This is a genomic window from Pseudomonas sp. AC136 (genome assembly GCF_979258585.1).
The window spans coordinates 5,122,046-5,141,597 of record NZ_OZ409865.1 but is presented as its reverse complement, the minus strand read 5'-3'; the positions used below and the strand labels follow the sequence as shown (position 1 = coordinate 5,141,597).

Genomic DNA, 19,552 nt, shown 5'->3' with positions numbered 1-19,552 from the left:
GCGGCAACGGGAACAGCTCGAATATTTATACAAATTTCATTTTTTGCATAGGTTTTTGCTTGCCAGCGCCCCCGCTGGAAATTGCCCCGCCACTTCATGCATGGTGTGGCCCTTCGAACCGTGCATTTAAGGCCCCCCATGCGTACCGGCATTGCCCACTGCAACGACGTTGACCTGGCATATGAAGATTGGGGCGACAGCGCCGCGCCGCCGCTGGTGTTGATCATGGGCTTGGGGGCGCAGTTGGTGTTGTGGCCCGATGGCTTTTGCCAGCGCTTGGTGGATTGCGGCTTCCGGGTGATTCGCTTTGATAACCGCGATGTCGGCTTGTCGAGCCGCGTGAACAAGCCCTACACCACCGCGCAGTGGAAACTGTTCGCCCGCGCGCAGTTGGGCTTACGGTCGCCGACGCCCTATTCGCTCGAAGACATGGCTGACGACGTGGCGCAGCTGATGGCCGCGTTGGAGGTGCCCACCGCGCACATTGTCGGCGCTTCGATGGGCGGCATGATTGCGCAGGTCTTCGCCGGCAAATATCCCGACAAAGTGCGCGCGCTGACCATTCTGTTTTCCTCGACGAACCAACCGCTGCTGCCGCCACCGGCGCCAAGCGTGTTTTTCAAACTGATGTCGACACCGCCTGTGGGCGCCAGCGAGGACGTGATTGTGCAGCGCCAGCGCGACCTGATTCGCACGATGGGGAGCGCGGCGTATCCGATGCCGGAGGCGGAGCTGGATGCGTTGATTCGCCTGCAAATCGCCCGTGGCGCTGACTTCAAAGCCACTGCCCGGCAATTCGCGGCGGTGCTGGGTAGCGGCGATTTGCGACCGTATTGCAAACGCGTGCAGGCGCCGACGCTGGTGATTCATGGCCTGGCCGACAAACTGGTGCGCCCTGCCTGCGGCCGCGCGATTGCACGGGCGATACCTGGGGCGCGGTTGCAGTTGATCCCCGACATGGCCCACGACCTGCCCGAGCCGCTGTGGCCGCAGATTATTCAGGGAATTTGTCGGGTGTAAGTCAGGGGGATTGATAGCGTTTGCGGGAATCGCGGCTAAAGCCGCTCCCACAGAAAGATGAAGTCGTAGTTACTTTTGTGGGAGCGGCTTTAGCCGCGATTGGCCGGGCCTGAAAACGGCAATGGTGCTGATCGTTCCGGCACTACGAAAACTGTTCCACGTCCAGCAACGCCCATACCACCAGCCCTTGCCGTTTGATTTCTTGCTCGGCTTCAAGCTTGGCGATGTCGGTGCTGATGGAACGCGATTTGTGTTGGTATTTAAAAGCCGGCCCGCCGCTGGCTTTTCGCACGCTGTAGGTGATCAGCGTGTGGGGAAGCTCCACTCTCTTCTTCTTCACGTCTTCCTTGACTGGAGTAACCACCGGCTCCAATCCAAGGGCGCGGCGCATTTCGTTTTCAGTCAGTTGCATGTGTTGCACTACTCCGGGCTGTCAAAGCCACCTTCATTTAAGCGAATCGTCTGGGTTCGCCTGGCCAGCGTGCGTATCTCATGGCATAGACAGGTCAAAGGTCAACAGTTCAGTAAAAACTTAAGCGCTATTACTCGACTATTTACGACGATTAACGCCAGCAAGAAGACTTTTCATACGCAAAAACCCCGCGTCACGTGAGTGAGGCGGGGCTCCGAAAGCCGCGTTGCAGAGCGGCTAGCCTGGTAAAAGCCCCGCTTTCGCGAGGCGCTGTTGTTACTTTCGTTGCAGGAAGGCCAGCAAATCCTGGTTCAGACGGTCTTTGTGCGTGTCGGCCAGACCATGAGGGGCGCCGGGGTACACGATCAGTGTGGCGTTCTTGATCAGCTTGGCAGCGGCGTGGGCGGAAGCATCGATCGGTACGATCTGGTCGGCATCACCGTGAACGATCAGGGTCGGCACATCGAACTTGGCCAGGTCCGCCCGGAAGTCGGTGGCCGAGAACGCCGCGATGGAGTCGTAGGTGTTCTTGTGACCGGCTTGCATACCCTGCGCCCAGAACGAGTCGATCAGCCCTTGCGACGGTTTTGCGCCTTCGCGGTTGAAGCCAAAGAACGGGCCGCTGGCGATGTCGCGGTACAGCTGCGAACGGTTTTCCAGCGACGCTTTGCGCAGACCGTCGAACACCTCCATTGGCAAGCCGCCTGGGTTGTCTGCGGTTTTCAGCATCAGCGGCGGAACAGCGCTGATCAGGGCCGCTTTCTTCACCCGTTTGGTGCCGTGCCGACCGATGTAGCGCGCCACCTCGCCACCACCGGTAGAAAACCCAACCAGGGTCACGTCTTTGAGATCGAGCGTTTCAATCACAGTCGCGAGGTCGTCGGCGTAGTGGTCCATGTCGTTGCCTTCCCACGGCTGGCTGGAGCGACCATGGCCGCGACGGTCGTGGGCAATCACGCGGTAGCCTTTGTCGGCCAAGAACAGCATTTGCGATTCCCAACTGTCGGAATTCAGCGGCCAGCCGTGGCTGAAGGTGACGATCTGGCCGTCTTTGGGGCCCCAATCTTTGTAGTACAGCTGCACGCCGTCGCGGGTGGTGATGTAGCTGTTGCCACGGGTTGGCGTGCTGTCTGCCAAGGTGAAGTCGGCGGCCAAGGTGGCGAACGCTGCGCTGACGGCCAGAAGTGCGTGGGTGATTTTGCTCATTACAGTTTCCTCAGGTTGATGATCGAAAAGATCGGTTCAAGCGATTACATAGGGGTGTGAACAACGGACTCGTCAGGAGGCGACGGCGGCGCGGCGAATGACGGTTTGGCGGCGGCTGTTGGCTCGGGCCAGCTTGCCGACCAGGCGAATCGCAATGGCGGCGCAAGCGATGCCGAACGGCAGCACGTACCAGTCGCTCATGGGGATGCGTTTGAAGTTGGAGTAGGTGAAGACCGCGACGATGATCCACATGCCGTTCACGTGCAGCGCCTTCCAGGCCTTGGGCCCGATCAGCCGCGCCGGGCCTTTGAATGAGGTCAGGGCCATCAGCAGAATGAACACGTACGCGGTGCTGCCCGGAATGTTGTTGGCCACGGTGCGGCCGGGCCAGAACTCGGTGTTCACTTGTCCGTAGAAGTAAATGAGCACTGCATGGACGAGATGGGAAAAGGCAAACGCCAGGCCGATAAAGCGGCGCTCACGCACCAGCGATTTGGTCAGTGGCGAAGGCACCAGCACGGCGAAGGCCGAGGCGGTGAAGGCAACAACGAACAGCACGAACGAGGAACGGGCGGTGGCGCGGATGGCGCTGCGCAGGCCTTCAACCAGTTCAGGTTGGGCGGCGACGGCCAGGGCGCTCATCACCACAACCAAGGCGGCGATAAAACCGAAAAGCGTCCAGCCTCGAAGGCTGTGGGGTGGGTTGTTCATAGCAAGTTCTCCTTGTTTTGGCTCGCTGTTCGAGTAGCGAGTCGACGGGGAGAATTCTTGCTGGCGCGTGTATACCGGCTATGTCGGCAAGGCGCCGTTATGCAAGCGCATGCGTATGGAGGGGCGTTGGATACAGTGGCTTACAAAACCCTACCCGCGCGCCCTTTCTTAAGGGCGGCGCAGGCAGGAAACGCTCAGGCCGTGGCGGCCAGCGTGAGGGTGACGCACAGGCCGCCGCCGTCGCGGTTGCTGACGCGCAGCGAGCCGCCAATGGCGACCGCCAGTTGCTGAGCAATCGCCAAGCCCAGGCCGGTGCCGCCAGTGCTGCGGTTGCGTGAGCTTTCGACGCGGTAGAACGGCTTGGTGACGTCGGCCAATACCTCGTCAGGAATGCCGGGGCCGCGGTCGAGCACGCTGATGGATAGGCCGGCCTGCTCGGTGCCAGCAATTTCCAGTTCAGCAGTGCCGGCGTACTTGAGGGCGTTGTCCACCAGGTTCGCCAGAATGCGCCGCAGGGCATGGGGGCGGGTTTCAACAACGGCGCCGTTCTTGCCGCTCAGGCTGACATCGTGGCCGGTGTCTTGGTAGTCGAACACTAGGCTGTCGAGGAACGAATCGAGGTTGATGCGGCAACTGTTTTCCGAGGCGCCATGCACGCTGCGCGCATAGGCGACGCCCTCGCGCACCAGGTGTTCAATTTCGCTGAGGTCGCTGTCGAGTTTGTCTTTCTCCGCCGAGTCGGCCATGAACTCGGCGCGCAGTTTCATGCGCGTGATGGGCGTTTGCAGGTCGTGGGAAATCGCCGCCAGCAGTTGCATGCGTTCCTTTAAGTAGTCAGCGATGCGCGCCTGCATGGTGTTGAAGGCACGGGCAGCGTGCGCCACTTCGCGGGGGCCGTTTTCATCCAGCGGCACGGGGTGGGCGTTGGGGTCGAGGTTCTCCACCGCCTCGGCCAGACGACTGAGCGGGCGGGTGGCAATGCCCACCGCCAACCCGGTGCAGATGATCATCAGCACCAGCTGGCCAAGCAATACAACCGGCAGCCACGGCGCCAGCGGTCGAACGGTGGGCCGCACATCAATGGTGACGGGGCTGCCATCGGCCAATTGCAGTTGGGCTTGGAAGTGTTCGCGCGGCCCGGGAATCTGCACGATGGTCAGGTCATAGTCGCGCCCCAGCGAGGCTTCGAGTGATTGCGCGACGGTGGCCGCCAGGTCGTCTGAGGTCAGCGGCATTCCAGGGTCGTGTTCGCGCAGCAGGTAGTCGTAGTTGCGCCGCTGCAGGCGTTTGGTCCAGGCCGGACGCTCGGCGGCGGGCACGCGGTTGAGAATGGCGATGGAGGTGGCGGTGTCGTGTTCAAAGTTGCCGAGCATGGCGTCTTTGGTGCTTTGGTAGCGCTCGTAATATTGCGCCCCGAAGGTCAGCGCCTGGGCCAATACCAAGCCGATCAGGAAAATCAGCCACAAGCGCGAGGCCAGTGTGTGCGGCCAGTGCAGCACTCGCCTCATACCTGTTCCTCAAGCAGTTCAACCGGGAAGGTAAACACATAGCCTTCGCTGCGCACCGTCTTTATATAAGCCGGCTCGCGGGCGTCATCCAGCAGGCGTTGGCGCAGGCGGCTGACCAACAGGTCGATGGAGCGGTCGAACAGATCGGCTTCGCGGCCCTGGGTCAGGTTGAGCAGTTGGTCGCGGCTGAGCACGCGCTGCGGGTGATCGAGAAATACGCGCAAGAGGCGATATTCAGCGCCGCTGAGGGCGACCAACGTGTCGTTGTCATCGAGCAGATGGCGGGCCGTGGTGTCCAGGCGCCAGCGCCCAAAGCGCAGCAGCCGACCGCTTTCGGTCACCACCAGATTGGGCGGCAACATGCGCGTGCGCCGCAGCACGGCGTTGATGCGCGCCAGCAGCTCACGGGCAGCGAAGGGTTTGGTCAGGTAGTCATCGGCGCCCATTTCCAGGCCGATGATGCGGTCGGTTTCATCGGTGCGCGCGGTGAGCATCAGCACCGGCGTGGCCTTGTGTTTGCCCACCCGCAATTCGCGGCACAGCTGCAAGCCGTCATCGCCCGGCAGCATGATGTCGAGCACGATCAGGTCGACCTGGTTGGCATCCAGAAACGCGCGCATCTGGCGGCCGTCGGCCACCACGGTGGTGCGCAAACCGTTCTTTTGCAGGTAGTTGCCGACCAGCTCCCTGATTTCACGATCATCATCAACGATCAATACGTGATCGGTGTGTGCCATTCCTTGTTCTCCGAAGTGTGCGCGTGGGGTGAAATGCCGGCTGCTGCGGGCGTGCTCAGTCTATCTACCGAACCGCGCACCTGCGCGCCAGCAAAAACGGTCGCGATTGTATCGCTGTGTATCTCAGGCGACCGCAGACACGTAATGAATTTAACGGGCGGGTTTCTCGACACAGGCGAGATACCTCAGCGGCATTCAATGAGCCCCATCGAGCGCAGACAACCGGCCTCGACAAACCACATCGAACTCATTGACTGCAAAGGACACCACCATGAACTTCAAAGCCCTTTCCGCCGCTTGCCTGCTGACCGTTCTGAGCGCCGGCGCCCTCCCCGCCTTGGCCCAGGGCGTAAGTGCCGCCAGCCATGTTGCCAGCGAAACCTACACCTACGGCACCCAGCTGGACATCGACCGCGTGTTGTCCGTCAGCGAAGACAGCAGCCATTCCTGCGGGGTAGTCAGTGCGCAAATGGTTTACCTCGATTCCATGGGCGACAAGCGCGCGCTGACGTACAGCAAGCTCGCCGACGCTTGCAACAGCGGCAACTAATCGCCGCTCGCGCCCCTTCAGGCTTGGTCTTTTAACTCAGAGGTAGCGCCATGCTGCTTATCGCATTCCTGGGCGGGATGCTCACCGTCCTCAGCCCCTGCATTCTTCCGGTGGTGCCGTTGTTGTTTGCCGGCATCAGCCATTCACGCCGCTCCATCGCCTTGGTGTTAACGGGCATGGCGCTGACCTTCGCCCTGGTCTCAAGCCTGGCGGTGGTCAGCAGTGAATGGGTGGCGCAAGCCAACGTCGCCGGGCGCCAGGTGGCGTTGGTGATTCTCGGGATGTTTGCCCTGTCGCTGATTTCTGCTCGGCTAGGCACCTGGCTGGCCACGCCCTTTGTCGCGCTGGCCAACCGGCTCGGTTCCGGCGGCAATGGCGGACCGTTTGCAGCGCTGACGGTCGGCGTGACCACCGGCCTGCTGTGGGCGCCGTGCGCGGGGCCGATTCTGGGCGCGATTCTGTCCAGCGCCATGCTGCAAGGCGCCAATACGCACACCAGTTTGCTGCTGTTGGCCTACGGCGCCGGCAGTGCCTGTTCGCTCGGTGTGCTGCTGGTAGCCGGACGCGGCTTGGTCACGCGGCTAAAACCGCTGCTGCCGATTACCTCGTGGTTGCGACGCGCCACCGGTGTGGCGGCGTTGCTGGCCACGGTCGCGATTGCTACCGGCGCCGACCGTTACCTCTATGAACAGGCGTCGTCGCGACGCAGCACAGCAATCGAACAGAGCGTGCTGGAGAACGCACCGAAACTCATCGACTACGTCATCAGCAAAGCCAACGCCGTCTCGCTGATGCCGGCCGACGCCAGCCAGCCAATGCCGTCGCTAAACGGCGCCGTGCAGTGGCTGAACGCCGAGCCGCTTACCACCGAGTCACTGCGCGGCAAGGTGGTGCTGGTCGACTTCTGGACCTTCGACTGCATCAACTGCAAACGCAGCCTGCCCTACGTGAACCAATGGGCGAAGAAATACAAAGACCAGGGCCTGGTAGTGATTGGCGTGCACACACCGGAATACGCCTTTGAAAAAATCATCAGCAATGTGCAGCGCGAAGTGCAAAAGCGCGACATCGCCTACCCGGTGGCGATCGATAACAACTATGCGATTTGGCGCGCCTTCGACAACCAGTACTGGCCCGCTCATTACTTCATCGACGCCAAAGGCCAGGTGCGCTTCAGCCACTTCGGCGAAGGCCGCTACGAGCAGCAGGAGCAAGTCATTCAGCAATTGTTGGAGGAAGCCCGCGCAAGCAATGAGGCGTGAACGGACACTGTTTTGATGTCGGCCGCAATCAAAACCATTGACAGCTTAGATTACGAGCAACATCATAAGCCGCATGTGCCGCTGACCGTAAGGTTCAGCGGCTTTTTCTCATCACAACGGGAACGGCGAAATGAGTCAGCCAACGATGCTGCACAGCCAGCAGAAATCGGCCTGGACGTAAGCGCTCGATCTCAAAGAAAACTGGTAACGCCCCCCGCGTGCCGGCCCGCATTAACTTTTCCGTCCAGAGAGCAGTACCCACCATGAAGGCGTTCACCATTGATCGTTACGGCAAGAAAGAGCCCGGCCGCCTCGCCGACATGCCCGAGCCTGAAGTACGCGACGATGACGTGCTGATTGAGGTGCACGCCGCCAGCGTCAACCCGCTGGACGGCAAGATCAAAAGTGGCGAATTCAAGCTGATTCTCCCCTACCGTCTGCCGCTGATTCTGGGCAATGACGTGGCCGGCAAGGTGCTGCGCGTCGGCGCCAAGGTGACGGATTTCAAGCCGGGCGATGAGGTGTACGCACGCCCCGACGATGACCGCATTGGCACCTTCGCCGAGCGCATTGCCATCAAGGCTTCGTCTGTGGCGCACAAGCCTAAAAGCCTGAGCATGATTGAGGCCGCTGCCATGCCGCTGGTGGGCCTAACCGCCTGGCAAGTGCTGGTCGAGACCGCGAAGTTGAAGAAGGGCCAGAAGGTATTTATTCAAGCCGGCTCCGGTGGCGTCGGCTCGGTCGCCATACAGCTCGCCAAGCACCTGGGCGCGTTTGTTGCCACCAGCACCAGCACGGCCAACGTCGCCTGGGCAAAAGCCCTGGGCGCGGACCTGGTGATTGACTACAAAACCCAAGACTTCGCCACCGTGCTGCACGACTACGACGTAGTGCTCAACAGCCTCGGCAATGACGAGCTGAATAAGTCGCTGAAGCTACTCAAACCCGGCGGTCACCTGATCTCCATCTCCGGCCCTCCCACGCCCGCCTTCGCCACTGCGCGCGGGTTGGCCTGGCCGCTCAAGCAAGTGCTGCGTTTGATCAGTTCCGGCATCCGGCGCAAGGCGAAACAGCGCGGCGTCGCGTACAGCTTTGTGTTTATGCGGGCCGATGGCGCGCAGTTGCGTGAGCTGGCGGCGCTGATCGATGGCGGCGCTATTCGGCCAATCATTGACACCGTTTTTGCCTTTGCCGACACGCAAAAAGCCCTCGCTTATTCAGAGAGCGGGCGCGTGAAAGGCAAGGTTGTGGTGCAGGTTTTTTAGCGGCGCAGCCCTTACTACTGGAGAAGCACATGACCACCACACCTATCCTCGGCACGCGCGCACTGGTCACTGGCGCGTCCAGCGGCATTGGCGCGGCCATCGCGCAAGCGCTCGCTAAACGTGGCATCAACTTGGTACTCACGGCCCGACGCCGCGACGCACTGGAGGCAGTGGCCGCCACGTGTACTGGCGTCAACGTCGAGATCATTACCGCCGACCTCGGCCAGCCCGATGCGGCTCTCGCGTTGTGGCGCGCCGCTACGGTGAACGGCCCGGTAGACATCCTCATCAACAACGCCGGGTTTGGTTATTTCCGCCGTTTCGACGAGGTGGACTGGGCGCGCGATGCGGAGCTGATGCAACTGAACATGACCTCGCTGGTGGCACTGGCGCGCTGCTTCGTTGATGCCCACAGCGGCAACAAGGCGCCGGCGCACATGGTCAATATCGCCTCCACGGGCGCCTATCAATCGGTGCCGAATATGGCGCTGTACGCCGCGTCCAAAGCGTTTGTGCGCAACTTCAGCGAAGCCCTGCATGACGAGCACCGGAGTACGTCGCTGTCGGTGACGTGCATTTGCCCCGGCGGCACCGAAACCGCGTTTCATGCCGCGTCGGGCGGTGGCGATTATTCCTGGATTGCCAACGCTTCCACGAAAAGCGCTGACTTCGTGGCCCACGCCGCCATCGAGGCGATGCTCGACGGTAAGCGCACCGTGGTGCCGGGCGTGTTCAATAAGTTGACGTGCTTTGGCGTGCGCTTGTTGTCCCGCCCGGCAGCCTCGTGGGTGGCCACGCGGGTGCTGGGAAAGCCACGTTTGGCATTGCCAGCGCGCGCATAAAAAAGGACGGATTTAGTCCACGGCGCCAGACGCAGCGCCGCTGAATAAATCCGTCCCTGTGGTGATCGCCTCAGGAGCGAATGCCCAGCCCGGCGGACAAGTCCGTACCCGCGTCATCCTTCGCGGGCGCCGTGCCCTTGGCGTCGTCAGCCTTTCCCTTCATCGCCTGGGCGACCGGCTTGGCCTGCTCTTTCGCCGCCTCGTACACCTGCTCACCCTTGGCCTTCACCGAGGCCAGGGTTTTGTCGCTGGCTTTGCCGAACAGCTGGTCTTCGCGCTTGCTGGGAGGCAGCGCGGCGCCAATGGCAGCGCCCAGGGCGATGCCGATGGCGGCGAGCACCAAGGGCTGCTCTTTCATCACCTGATTAAGCTGACCCTTGAGCTGACTGGCTTGCGCGTTGAGCTGGTTACCCATGTGGTGGACGTTGTCGTTGAAGGCAGTGGAAGACTCGTTCAGCGAGTCGCCGGTACGGTGCAGCGAGTCGCTGGCGCGGTCGCGCATGTGCTGCCCTTTCGCCTTGGCCGAATCTGCGGCGTTGCGCAGGCCATCCCCGGCAGACGACAACGCACCGGTCACGCTATGAAACGCGTCGCCAATCTTCTCGCCCAAACCGGGACCGGAATGCGCCGGGCCCGGGTTGAACGGCTTGTTCTGATTCATCGCCAGCCAGGCCAGGCCGAGGCCGGTCAAGGTGGTGGGCACGGGGTTGTTTTTTAGCGTGGTGCCCAGGTTCTGAAAGAACTCGCCGCCATTGCCTTTGGTGTACGCCAGCGCCTGGTCGATCAGTTGACCGGGCGTGAATCGACTCTCCAGTGAATCGACAATGTTATTGATGCTGCGGCGTTTGGCGTCGATTTCCTGTTCCAGGACTTCCGGGCTTTTGTGCGATTCGTTTTGAAATGAAGTGCTCATGAGACTTTCCTCTTCAAAGCGTCCTTGTCTTGCTGCACGGCATGCAGCGTTCGCTCAGGCGTGAAGTGCGACGGCTCGAATTGTTTTTTGCCGGCCTGCACCATGACAAAACCAACCACCAACGTGACCACCCCAACAATCAGCGCAGCGAGCCACAGCTGCATCAGGGTGCCCAGGCCGTACACCGCCGCCATCAGCAGAATGATTAACCCGGCAAGCAGCACCATGGCGCCACCCGCAACCGCCGCGACGCCGGCTTTGAGCGTGGTCAGGCTGTGCTGTAACTCCGCCTTGGCCAGGGCAATCTCCTTGGTGAACAGCTCCGGCACTTCGCGGCTAAGTTGACGCAACAAGGCGCCGATGGAGGCGTTGTCGTTGGCGGCAGGTCGCGCGTTGGATGACGCGGTATCAAACGGATCAGTGTTCATTTCAAATACCTCGCACATCGCTATCGAGCAGTGGATCGGAAGCCGTGCCGGCGGTCAGCCCCGCCTCACCGTTGGTAAACGAGGAGGACGGAGTGGTCGTCCCGGCAGGCGTGGCGGTCGGCGAGCTGCTGAACGAGGCAGCCGAGGCCGAGGACGAATGGTCTGTCTGCGCTTGGCTGCCATGTTCGGCACTGGCGCGCAGGAAACGTGACAGGCCAAAGCCGATGGCCACGCTGCCGGCGACAAACAGCGCCGGGTTATCGCGAGCCAAGCGCGCGCCTTCGTGAAGCAGGTCTTCGGCGCTCTTGTCGCGCACACGGTCGGCGAATGCGCCCAGGCCGTCAGCGAGTTGCCCCAGGTAGCTGGAAATGCCTAAGGCGTCTTTTCCTTCAAGGGCGGACGCTGCTGAATGCGCGCCTTCGGCCAGCGAGTCGATCTGCTCGGTCGCGCGCTCACGCAGCTGTTCGAACTGCGCCTCGCCTTGACCGGCTGCATCGTTCAGCGTCGCGCCGGCGGCATCGGCAAGGCCCTGAAGATGATGTTGCGTCGAGTCGTTCGGTGCACCTGCACCCGACCCCTGCTGTGGTTGTCCCGATATGCTCATTTTTCGTTCCCCATCGTTTGAAACGCTGGGCAGACTGCACGGCTTGCCGAGCGCATTGGTTTCACTACAGGCATAGGGAAGGACGTGGTTTTTTTGCTGGAAGTTCAGAACATTTGATAGGCGAAGAAGTGCGAGATAGAGCGTCCCGCTTCGCTTAAGCGAAGCGGCTAATAGTAAAACTAGGCGCAAAAAGAGCTCCACGACACGCAAAGAACTTTACCCCTATATTCGTTTACCCATATATTCGCCATCCCGCATTTACCCGGTCTGGCGACGCCATGAATCCCACCCTCTTATTCAAATGCCTGGCAGACGAAACCCGCCTTCGCGCCACGCTATTGGTTGTGAGCGAAGGTGAGCTTTGCGTGTGCGAGCTGATGCATGCGCTGGAAGAAAGCCAGCCCAAAGTGTCGCGCCACCTGGCGCAATTGCGCGCCAGCGGCCTGCTGCTCGACCGCCGCCAAGGCTTGTGGATTTACTACCGCGTTAACCCTGAGGTGCCCGCTTGGGTTCATACCGTGCTGCGCGAAGCGTTGCTGGCCAACACCGATTGGCTGTACGAAAACACCTCGCGACTTCAGCACATGGGCGATCGCCCCGTCCGCGCGGCCTGCTGCTAACACCCCTTCCAATCCGGAGACGCCATCGTGAAAGTGCTGTTTATGTGCACGGCCAATAGCTGCCGAAGCATTCTGTCCGAAGCCATGTTCAACCACCTGGCCCCGGCCGGGTTCGAAGCCGTCAGCGCCGGGAGTTTCCCCAAAGGCCAGGTGCTGCCGCGCACCTTGGTGACGCTTGAAGAAGCCGGCATTTCGACCGTCGGACTTTCAAGCAAAGGCAACGACGCCTTCGAAACCAGCGTGCCCGACGTGGTGATCACTGTATGTGACAAAGCCGCCGGCGAAGCCTGCCCGGTGTACTTCGGTCCCGCACTGAAAGCGCATTGGGGGCTGGATGATCCGTCCGATGTGAAAGGCGACGAAGCGGCTGTCAGCGCTGCGTTTAGCGCCACCCTGGCAACCATTGAAAAGCGCTGCCGGGCGTTTCAAGCGTTGCCATTCGAACGTTTGAGCCGCGATGAATTGCAGCGCGAGCTTGATCGCATCGGCATCCTCTAGTCCGGAGACAACCGTGAGCCACGACCTTCCCAATCTGAACGACACGCTCCTTACGCCCATCGAGACCTCCGCCTCGCGCCCACGCATTCTGCTGCTGTACGGTTCGACCCGGCCGCGCTCCTTCAGCCGTCTTTTGGTGGAAGAAGCGGCACGACTGCTCGAACACCTGGGCGCCGAAACACGCATCTTCAACCCCAGCGGCTTGCCCCTGCCGGATGACGTCCCAACGGAGCACCCCAAAGTGCGCGAGCTGCTCGACCTCATGGTCTGGTCGCAGGGCCAGGTGTGGTGCTCGCCCGAGCGCCACGGCGCGCTGTCCGCCGTGTTCAAAGCACAAATTGACTGGGTGCCATTAGCCCTGGGCGCAGTGCGACCCACTCAAGGCAAAACCCTGGCTGTGATGCAGGTGTGCGGCGGTTCGCAATCGTTCAACGTGGTCAACCAGTTGCGCGTCCTCGGCCGTTGGATGCGCATGTTCACTGTCCCTAACCAATCGTCGGTACCGAAGGCGTTCCTGGAATTCGATGAACACGACCGCATGAAGCCGTCGGCGTATTACGACCGCGTCGTCGACGTGATGGAAGAACTGATGAAATTCACCCTGCTACTGCGCGACCGCCCTGACTTGGTCGACCGCTATTCAGAGCGCAATGAGTCGGCACACGCGCTGTCAGCGAGGGTGAATCAGCGGGAAATTTAGGTGAGCGCACGCGCAACGGCACCCCCGACAGCGATTAAAACCCCGCCTTGCCAATGGACGCACCACCATCCACGAACAGCGTCTGGCCGGTAATAAAGCCGCTGTGTTCGGACAGCAGAAAGGCAATGGCTGCGGCAATTTCTTCGGGCTTGCCGAGGCGCGCCATTGGCACGCCGGCCAGGTAGCGCGCTTCACCGTCGCTGCCCACCGGGTTGCCGGCTCGGAACAGCTCAGTTTCCGTTGGCCCTGGCGCAACGGCGTTGACGGTGATGCCAGTGGTTGCCAACTCCAGCGCCCAGGTGCGGGTAAAACTCACCATGGCCGCTTTGGCGGCGGCATAGGCGGTGCGTTCGGCAACGCCCAATACCGTGAGGCTGGAAATGTTGATCACGCGGCCCCAGCCGCGCTCGCGCATTCCCGGTAGCAGGGCTTGTGTGGCTTGCAGCGCGGCGTGCAGATTTAGCCTCATCACCGCATCAAAATCGTCCAACTCGACCTTGCCCAATGCCTGCGGCCGCACGAGGCCGACGTTATTGACCACGCCGTCGAAGCGGTATTGCCGGGCTAATGCATCGAGTGTGTGCTGGGTCTGTTCGCGGTCGCCCAGGTCGAGCGGCAGCAGAACGCCGGGAAAATCGGCATCGCCAGCCTGGCGAGCAATACCGACAACAGTGTGCCCAGCGTCTGCCAAGGTGTGCGCCAGCGCGCGGCCGATGCCCTTGCTGGCACCGGTAATCAAAAACGTTCGGTTGCTCATGCAAAACCTGCCTGTTCGACGATTTAAAAAGGGCGTGCATTCGCGCCCTGCGGCGCACCTGCGTTACTTCAAGCGCTCAAGCAGCGCCTTGCCAACATCCACCGCCGAGGCCGGGTTCTGCCCGGTGATCAACTCGCGGTCGGTGACCACATGCGCCGTCCAGTTGCTGGTGTTGCTGCTGTACGAGCCGCCGGCTTTTTCCAGCGCAGTTTGCGGGTAGAACTTCATTTCGCCGCCGTTGAGCAGCGCCTTGGCGGCTTGCTCTTCGTTGTTGCTGATGACGGTCATTTTGTAGCCCGCGTAAATCCAGTCGGCGCTGGCGCTCGCCGGTTTCGCCGTCTGCAATTGCGCGGTAAAGCGCTCGGCGTCCGGCAGTGTCGACAGCAACGCAATCGGGCCATGGCACACCAGCGCCGTGGTTTTTTGGCGGGTATGGAAGTCGGTTAGCAAGCGACCCAGGGCACGGTTATGCAGCAGGTCTTGCATGGGCGCATGGCCGCCCGGAATGTAAACGGCGTCGAACTGCTGGTAGCCGATCTGTTCGACCCGCGCGAGGCTGATGACCGGCGATTGCTCAGGGTCTGTCAGTTGCAATTGCTCAAGCAGGCCTTGGTAGGTTTCAAGCGTGGCCGCGTCGTTGTTGAAATACATTTTATCGACGGAGCTTTTGTCTACGGTCGGCGCCTTGCCGTTCGGGGTGGCGAAGGTGACGTGGTGGCCGGCGTCGAGCAGCATCTTCACCGGCTGCAAAGCCTCGTTCAGGTAGAAGCCGGTGGCGAATACCTTGCCGTCTTTCAGGTCCAGGCTGGCGGAGTCGGAGAGCACCACAAGGACGTTCGCGGCATTGGCGGTCAGGCTGCTGCCGACCAGGGCGGTGGCCAGGGCGATGCGGGTCAGTCGTTTCATGTCGAGTCCAAAAATTCGCAGGTGATCGGGCATCACCTCTTGGCTAGACACTGTATTGATGCGTTAAATGGCGATAAACGCCCTTAGGCGCAAATCATTTGGCCCCAGGAAGCAATAATGCCGCGTCAATTCGATCACTTGGGTGATGTGGAAGCCTTTATCCGCGTGGTGGAGCAAGGCACCGTCAGCGCTGCCGCCGTTGCCTTGGGCACTACGCCCTCGGTGCTCAGCCGGGCCTTGGCCAGGCTTGAAGCGCGCCTGGGTGTGCAGTTGCTGCGACGCACCACCCGCCGGCTAAGCCTGACCGACGCCGGCAGCCTGTACCTGGAACAAACGCGCCAAGCGTTCAGCCAGATCGAGCAGGTGGAGCACGCCATTCGTGGCCAGGACGGCGAGTTGAGCGGCCGCGTGCGCATGAGCGTGCCGACCACCTACGGGCACTACCGCCTGCCGCCGCTGCTCAGCGCGTTTGCCCGCCACTACCCTGCCGTGCAGGTGGAACTGAGCATCACCAATCGCAACGTCGACCTCGTGGCCGAGGGCTACGACCTGGCCATTCGCCTGGGCCAGCTGCCTGACAGCGGCCTGGTGGGTCGCACCCTGGAAGCGGCGCGCTTGGCGCTGGTCGCCTCGCCCGACTACCTGGCGCGAGCGGGTCAGCCTGCCACGCTGGAGGCATTAAGCGAGCACGTGTGCCTGCCCTTTATCATGCCCAGTAGCGGCAAAGTCGCGCCGTGGTTGTTTCGGGTTGAGGGTCAGGACGTGGACTGGATACCGCACGCCAACGTGGTGGTCTCGGACGACGTGCTGGGCGTGGTTTCCCTGGCGCAAAGCGGCTTGGGCATTTGCCAAACGTACGACTTCATCAGCCGCGAGCGTGTGCAGCGCGGCGAACTGGTGGAAATTCTGCTGCCGCTGAGCGGGCGCAGCCGGCCCTTCTCCATCATCTATGCGCCGCACCGCCAGCTGTCATCGGCGGCTCGGGCGTTGATTGATTTTATGGCCGGCACTAGCCAGCTGGAACGCGGCGACTAGCGTCACCGGCAAGGCTGACAAGCAAGTGGATATGCCGTCGCGTATCCTTGCACCTCTTGCCCCCACCCGAGGATGACCCATGGCGAAGATGACGTTCCCCTTTGCGTGTGCCCGGCTGAGAGACTACTTCTCACCGTTGGGCTTCGAGGCTGAGCTTGAGTCGCCAACCTCGATGAGCGTACGCGTTTTCGATAGCAAGACCGGCGAAGATTTCGCCGTCCTGGCCGGGTTGCCGTGGGCCGCCAGCGCCAGCGCCACGCAAGAGGACCTGGTAACGATCGTGGAAGCGATTGAATATGAGATGGAAATTCGCGAGCTGGTCTTCGACGCGCCCGCCGCCAACTCACCGACGCAAACTTAAGAAAACGGGGCCTTTGGGGTCAGCTTGCGGCGCCACGGTTAAGCGCTGAAACGAGGACAGGGAGTTCGTTGCATGTTGGTTGGCTATCGGTTTGAACGCACCCCGCAGGGTGACCTGCATATCCACTCGTACAACCGGGCACAAACGATCGCCATCGTTCTGGCAGGCGCGGTCTCCGTCGCCGCGCCCGTGGCGTTTGTGGTGTTTGCCATCGTCAGCGACATTCCGGGACAGATGCACCCGCTGCACTTGCTCACACTCATTCTGGCGCTGCTGCTGATTCCCGCGATCTCGCTGATGATGGCGATCTACATCGGTTCGCGCGAGACGTTCCAGTTCTCCCGCGAAGAGGGTGTGGGCAAGCAGCGTATGCAAAACTTTTTCGGCCGCCGCGAACGCATAACCACCTTTAAAATCCGAGGCCCCAAGCGCCTTGAACTTCGCCGTAATCGCGACGCCAAGCCGATTTACACCCAGCTGTGGCTGGTGATGCGCGACGGTCCCGAGCACCGCCTGACAACCTCCACGGTGCCCGTGGTGCCGGGCAGTAAACGCACGGATACCTGGCTGCGCGAACTTGCCGACTACCTGGAAGTGCCGGTGCCTACCGAAGTCGTCGAGGTGGCCCCGGCAGGCTTGGCAGCCGCCTACCAGCCGGCTCCCGCACCGGCCCAAATGGCCTCAGCCAAGCGCACCCAACACAAGGGCAAAAAGCCGCCGGCGGAGCAAGGGCGCACGGAAAAAATAGGCGTTCCCGGCCGCCTTCTGCTCGCCCTGATCGGCGCGTTCGTAGCCGTGCTGGAGCTGACACAGGTGATCGCCTTGGTGCGTGCGCTGTTTACCGGAGAGCTGCGCTTCAGCGGCGTGCGCTCGGGCACGTCACGCTTCTTCTTCGCCGAGCAACCGTGGACCTTTTCGTTCAACGTGCTGGTCGGCATTGGCGAGGTGTTGCTTCTTGGATTCATCGCCTGGGGCTGCCTGCGTATGGCGGTTCAGGGACGGATGAAAGCTGAACCTTGATGGGCGGGCTTAGCCGCTGCAAATTTCAGATTGAAAAGGCCACGAACTGCTCAATGGCATAACTGACCCGTCAGCGTTTTACGACTTTCCGATACTCGCTTGGTGACTGTCCAAACCAGCGCCGCCGATGATCGGCATCGTTAACCGACGTTACGTGGAAGCCGCGCAGCATCACGAGTAGCGAGCGGCGCGACGATCGGAGCGCAAACCCGAATGCGCTTGCCCACGTTGCGCCTCGTACACGGCGCTGCGTCGTTACTTCACCTCAACCAGCCGCTGCGTCTGCGAGCCTTCCAGCGACAGATGAATAACCGCCGCTTTACTCGGTGAATTCGCCGGGTCGTCGGGGGTGTTTTCCATTGCCGGAATGTCGATCAGCGTTTGTTCACCCGCCGGGTCGCTGACCAGTTTCGCCTCCAGCGTTTCAATCGCTCGCCAACTGTCGCCACCGATTCGCACCACATCGAGCAGGCTGTAATACGGCACGCCTTGTTCGTCTTCGTCCGGGGTAAATGCCGCCAGGTATTGGCTGTAATTGTTGCCCATGCCGAAGCCCTCGACCGTGAAAACCACCAGCGTGACCTGGCTTTCCTCGCCGGTATTGAGCGTTTGCGTCATGGCTGCTTCCGGGTAGCCAGTGGCATAGCTGTCTTTAACCAGCGCCACCAATCGCTCGACCTGCTGCTCCAACGCTTTAGGAAGCGGCGCAGGCTCGGCGCCATGGGCAACGGTACAAACGAACAATAGGCTGGCGGCAAGCACACGCAGGTTCATGGGGAGAATCCGAAAGCGTTGGAGGGGATGGGAATGCTAGCGCTTGGCACGGGCAACGTGCAGTGGCGCGTGGACGTTATTGTGAGGCTGCGCAAGGTCTGCGTTCGGCAATGGCAAGCCGACCTATAAGTCCGCCCGCCTCGCTTGCTCACTGATTAGTTCTCTGTGGATAACAGATTGTGAAGCGTGCAGCGCTCTATCCGGTGAGTAAGAGGCCGTAGCATGGCGACAACTTTTCCAGATGTCGCACTTCCTTTCGACATCATCACTCACGAGGTGAGCCATGCCTAAAGTCGTCCGATTTCACCGTACCGGTGGCGCTGACGTTCTGTCACTCGACGACGTTGCCGTACAAGCGCCGAACAGCAACGAGGTTCAGATCGAGGTGAAAGCCATCGGCTTGAACCGTGCTGAAATTATGTATCGCACTGGGCAATACGTAATCGAGCCGCAGTTTCCGGCAACGCTTGGCTATGAAGCCGCTGGCATCGTGCGGGCCGTTGGCAGTGACGTCAGCGGCTTTGCTGTGGGCGACGCGGTAAGCGTCGTTCCGGCGTTTTCTTTTGCCGATTACGGCATGTACGGCGAAGTGGTCAATGCGCCCGCCCATGCCGTGGTAAAGCATCCTTCCAACCTGAGTTTCGCGGAGGCGGCAGCCAGTTGGATGATGTTCGTCACGGCCTACGGTGCCTTGATTGAGTACGGCAACCTGCAAGCTGGCGAAACGGTTTTAGTTTCAGCCGCATCAAGCAGCGTTGGCCTGGCGGCTATTCAAATCGCCAACATGCAGGGTGCCATCCCCGTCGCACTCACGCGCACCAGCGCCAAGCGTCAGGCTTTGCTGGATGCTGGCGCCAAACACGTCATCGCCACCGAGGAAGACGATCTGGTTGCCGAAGTGGCCAAGATCACTGGCGGCAAAGGCGCGCGCATCGTCTTTGACCCGGTGGGTGGCCCGCAAGCGACCAAACTGATTCAGTCCATGGCCAACGCCGGCATCTTCTTTCAGTACGGTGCTCTTGATCACCGCGATATACCTGTTCCGGTATTCGACATTCTTGGCAAGCACCTGACCGTGCGCGGCTACGAGCTTTTCGAAATCACCATGGACATGGACAAACTCGCCGCTGCCAAGGCTTTCGTAACCAAAGGGTTGGCAGAAGGCACGCTCAAGCCCTTCATCGACAAGGTGTTTTCACTGGCTGACATCGCCGATGCTCATCGTCGAATGGAGTCGAATGCACAGATCGGCAAGATCGTTGTTGTCGTGGATTGATTGTTTTCTGACAACCAGTTGTTTGCCATAAAGCCATCGCTGTTTGCTTCTGACAGCGGTGGCTTTTTTGTGGTTATGCGGGTGGGTCAGGTAAACCTGCTCGGCTATCATCCTCTGTGCCCAAGCCCCCCAGCCCGGTGCACAACC

The 19,552-nt window shown here is 61.1% G+C and carries 23 protein-coding genes; 12 read left to right on the top strand and 11 right to left on the bottom strand.

Annotated elements, in window-relative coordinates:
• Window positions 1-138 precede the first annotated feature (138 nt).
• Window positions 139-1,020 (top strand): alpha/beta fold hydrolase, encoded by an 882-nt coding sequence (locus tag ACZZZU_RS23060; RefSeq protein WP_463551919.1) that lies wholly within the window; start codon window positions 139-141, stop codon window positions 1,018-1,020.
• A gap of 142 nt (window positions 1,021-1,162) precedes the next feature.
• Here the strand turns inward: ACZZZU_RS23060 and ACZZZU_RS23055 are convergent, their stop codons facing one another.
• From ACZZZU_RS23055 to ACZZZU_RS23035, 5 genes are all read right to left on the bottom strand, one after another.
• Window positions 1,163-1,432, bottom strand: coding sequence for a hypothetical protein (locus ACZZZU_RS23055; RefSeq protein WP_206000595.1), 270 nt, complete (start codon window positions 1,430-1,432; stop codon window positions 1,163-1,165).
• A 276-nt stretch (window positions 1,433-1,708) separates the two neighbouring features.
• Window positions 1,709-2,638, bottom strand: coding sequence for an alpha/beta fold hydrolase (locus ACZZZU_RS23050; RefSeq protein WP_463551918.1), 930 nt, complete (start codon window positions 2,636-2,638; stop codon window positions 1,709-1,711).
• Window positions 2,639-2,710: 72 nt separating this feature from the next.
• Window positions 2,711-3,349, bottom strand: a complete 639-nt coding sequence (locus ACZZZU_RS23045; RefSeq protein WP_463551917.1) for a ferric reductase-like transmembrane domain-containing protein — start codon at window positions 3,347-3,349, stop codon at window positions 2,711-2,713.
• Window positions 3,350-3,543: 194 nt separating this feature from the next.
• Window positions 3,544-4,857 (bottom strand): sensor histidine kinase, encoded by a 1,314-nt coding sequence (locus tag ACZZZU_RS23040; RefSeq protein WP_122493598.1) that lies wholly within the window; start codon window positions 4,855-4,857, stop codon window positions 3,544-3,546.
• Window positions 4,854-5,594: a response regulator gene (locus ACZZZU_RS23035; protein ID WP_122493599.1), complete on the bottom strand. Its 741-nt coding sequence runs from the start codon at window positions 5,592-5,594 to the stop codon at window positions 4,854-4,856. Before ACZZZU_RS23035 ends, ACZZZU_RS23040 begins: the two co-directional genes overlap by 4 nt.
• Before the next feature lie 271 nt (window positions 5,595-5,865).
• Here ACZZZU_RS23035 and ACZZZU_RS23030 point away from each other — a divergent pair, with 271 nt between their 5' ends.
• The 4 genes from ACZZZU_RS23030 to ACZZZU_RS23015 all read left to right on the top strand — a co-directional run bounded on the left by ACZZZU_RS23030 (window position 5,866) and on the right by ACZZZU_RS23015 (window position 9,513).
• Entirely contained in the window at window positions 5,866-6,144 is a 279-nt protein-coding gene (locus ACZZZU_RS23030) for a DUF2790 domain-containing protein (protein ID WP_463551916.1), read from the top strand.
• A 50-nt stretch (window positions 6,145-6,194) separates the two neighbouring features.
• Window positions 6,195-7,406 (top strand): cytochrome c biogenesis protein DipZ, encoded by a 1,212-nt coding sequence (locus tag ACZZZU_RS23025; protein WP_463551915.1) that lies wholly within the window; start codon window positions 6,195-6,197, stop codon window positions 7,404-7,406.
• A gap of 263 nt (window positions 7,407-7,669) precedes the next feature.
• Window positions 7,670-8,671, top strand: coding sequence for an NADP-dependent oxidoreductase (locus ACZZZU_RS23020; protein WP_463551914.1), 1,002 nt, complete (start codon window positions 7,670-7,672; stop codon window positions 8,669-8,671).
• Window positions 8,672-8,700: 29 nt separating this feature from the next.
• Window positions 8,701-9,513, top strand: coding sequence for an SDR family NAD(P)-dependent oxidoreductase (locus ACZZZU_RS23015; RefSeq protein WP_463551913.1), 813 nt, complete (start codon window positions 8,701-8,703; stop codon window positions 9,511-9,513).
• A gap of 70 nt (window positions 9,514-9,583) precedes the next feature.
• On the opposite strand, the gene ACZZZU_RS23010 is transcribed toward ACZZZU_RS23015, so the two are convergent.
• From ACZZZU_RS23010 to ACZZZU_RS23000, 3 genes are read right to left on the bottom strand one after another with little or no spacing between them, the layout of a single operon-like run.
• Window positions 9,584-10,426, bottom strand: a complete 843-nt coding sequence (locus ACZZZU_RS23010) for a DUF3618 domain-containing protein (protein WP_463551912.1) — start codon at window positions 10,424-10,426, stop codon at window positions 9,584-9,586.
• Complete coding sequence (locus ACZZZU_RS23005; RefSeq protein ID WP_241000560.1) at window positions 10,423-10,854, bottom strand: phage holin family protein; 432 nt, start codon at window positions 10,852-10,854, stop codon at window positions 10,423-10,425. The genes ACZZZU_RS23010 and ACZZZU_RS23005 overlap by 4 nt, the downstream gene beginning before the upstream one ends.
• A gap of 1 nt (window position 10,855) precedes the next feature.
• Window positions 10,856-11,458 carry a hypothetical protein gene (locus ACZZZU_RS23000; protein ID WP_463551911.1) on the bottom strand — a complete coding sequence of 201 codons (603 nt, stop codon included), beginning with the start codon at window positions 11,456-11,458 and terminating at the stop codon, window positions 10,856-10,858.
• A gap of 278 nt (window positions 11,459-11,736) precedes the next feature.
• Between ACZZZU_RS23000 and ACZZZU_RS22995 the strand changes: the two genes are divergently transcribed.
• From ACZZZU_RS22995 to arsH, 3 genes are read left to right on the top strand one after another with little or no spacing between them, the layout of a single operon-like run.
• Window positions 11,737-12,078 carry a metalloregulator ArsR/SmtB family transcription factor gene (locus ACZZZU_RS22995; RefSeq protein WP_122493607.1) on the top strand — a complete coding sequence of 114 codons (342 nt, stop codon included), beginning with the start codon at window positions 11,737-11,739 and terminating at the stop codon, window positions 12,076-12,078.
• 27 nt (window positions 12,079-12,105) lie between these two features.
• Entirely contained in the window at window positions 12,106-12,576 is a 471-nt protein-coding gene (locus tag ACZZZU_RS22990; protein WP_463383263.1) for an arsenate reductase ArsC, read from the top strand.
• Window positions 12,577-12,589: 13 nt separating this feature from the next.
• A complete protein-coding gene (gene arsH, locus ACZZZU_RS22985; RefSeq protein WP_122493609.1) occupies window positions 12,590-13,276 on the top strand; it encodes an arsenical resistance protein ArsH in 687 nt (228 codons plus the stop codon).
• A gap of 34 nt (window positions 13,277-13,310) precedes the next feature.
• On the opposite strand, the gene ACZZZU_RS22980 is transcribed toward arsH, so the two are convergent.
• The gene (locus ACZZZU_RS22980; RefSeq protein WP_463551910.1) at window positions 13,311-14,033 is read right to left on the bottom strand and encodes an SDR family oxidoreductase; all 723 of its coding nucleotides are present in this window, start codon (window positions 14,031-14,033) and stop codon (window positions 13,311-13,313) included.
• Window positions 14,034-14,096: 63 nt separating this feature from the next.
• Entirely contained in the window at window positions 14,097-14,939 is an 843-nt protein-coding gene (locus ACZZZU_RS22975) for a type 1 glutamine amidotransferase domain-containing protein (protein WP_463551909.1), read from the bottom strand.
• 117 nt (window positions 14,940-15,056) lie between these two features.
• Between ACZZZU_RS22975 and ACZZZU_RS22970 the strand changes: the two genes are divergently transcribed.
• The 3 genes from ACZZZU_RS22970 to ACZZZU_RS22960 all read left to right on the top strand — a co-directional run bounded on the left by ACZZZU_RS22970 (window position 15,057) and on the right by ACZZZU_RS22960 (window position 17,355).
• The gene (locus ACZZZU_RS22970) at window positions 15,057-15,974 is read left to right on the top strand and encodes a LysR family transcriptional regulator (protein ID WP_463551908.1); all 918 of its coding nucleotides are present in this window, start codon (window positions 15,057-15,059) and stop codon (window positions 15,972-15,974) included.
• Between the two features lie 79 nt (window positions 15,975-16,053).
• Window positions 16,054-16,335 carry a DUF1652 domain-containing protein gene (locus ACZZZU_RS22965; RefSeq protein WP_463551907.1) on the top strand — a complete coding sequence of 94 codons (282 nt, stop codon included), beginning with the start codon at window positions 16,054-16,056 and terminating at the stop codon, window positions 16,333-16,335.
• A 72-nt stretch (window positions 16,336-16,407) separates the two neighbouring features.
• Window positions 16,408-17,355 carry a hypothetical protein gene (locus ACZZZU_RS22960; RefSeq protein ID WP_463551906.1) on the top strand — a complete coding sequence of 316 codons (948 nt, stop codon included), beginning with the start codon at window positions 16,408-16,410 and terminating at the stop codon, window positions 17,353-17,355.
• A gap of 255 nt (window positions 17,356-17,610) precedes the next feature.
• Here ACZZZU_RS22960 and ACZZZU_RS22955 read toward each other — a convergent pair whose 3' ends face one another.
• On the bottom strand, window positions 17,611-18,129 hold the full coding sequence (locus ACZZZU_RS22955; protein WP_463551905.1) for a hypothetical protein: 519 nt from the start codon (window positions 18,127-18,129) through the stop codon (window positions 17,611-17,613).
• 283 nt (window positions 18,130-18,412) lie between these two features.
• Between ACZZZU_RS22955 and ACZZZU_RS22950 the strand changes: the two genes are divergently transcribed.
• Window positions 18,413-19,405: a zinc-dependent alcohol dehydrogenase family protein gene (locus tag ACZZZU_RS22950; protein WP_122493622.1), complete on the top strand. Its 993-nt coding sequence runs from the start codon at window positions 18,413-18,415 to the stop codon at window positions 19,403-19,405.
• Window positions 19,406-19,552 lie beyond the last annotated feature (147 nt).